This window comes from Pseudomonas moraviensis subsp. stanleyae, assembly GCF_036283065.1.
Classification (GTDB): domain Bacteria; phylum Pseudomonadota; class Gammaproteobacteria; order Pseudomonadales; family Pseudomonadaceae; genus Aquipseudomonas; species Aquipseudomonas stanleyae.
Window position 1 is genome coordinate 1 of sequence record NZ_JAADJI010000040.1, and the last position, 288, is coordinate 288.

General features: G+C 62.2%; 1 protein-coding gene. It reads right to left on the reverse strand.

Features of this window, described 5'->3' with window-relative positions; all coding sequences use genetic code 11:
* On the reverse strand, window positions 1-288 hold a 288-nt coding region (locus GXB78_RS28015), incomplete at both ends, for an immunoglobulin-like domain-containing protein (protein ID WP_329517859.1).

Sequence of the window (288 nt, forward strand, 5' to 3'; positions counted from 1 at the left end):
CCGGTTACGCCAGTGATCGAGTTGGTGATCGGAGCGTTGCCGGTCAGCGCATCGTTTGGCGCGGTGAAAGTCGCAGTCCCGGAAGTCTGGCCAACGGCAATAGTGATGTTCTGACCATTGGCCAGGGTCACAACCACAGGCGCGCCAGTAACAGGCGCGCCAACCGTGGCGGTGTACGTCACGGTGCCGCCCTCAGCCACCGACGTATCGGCGGTCAGTTTGACGGTCGACGTGTCGATGGTGTCGGTGACCTGAGTGATCGCTGGCGTGGTGCTTGGAACCAGGTTC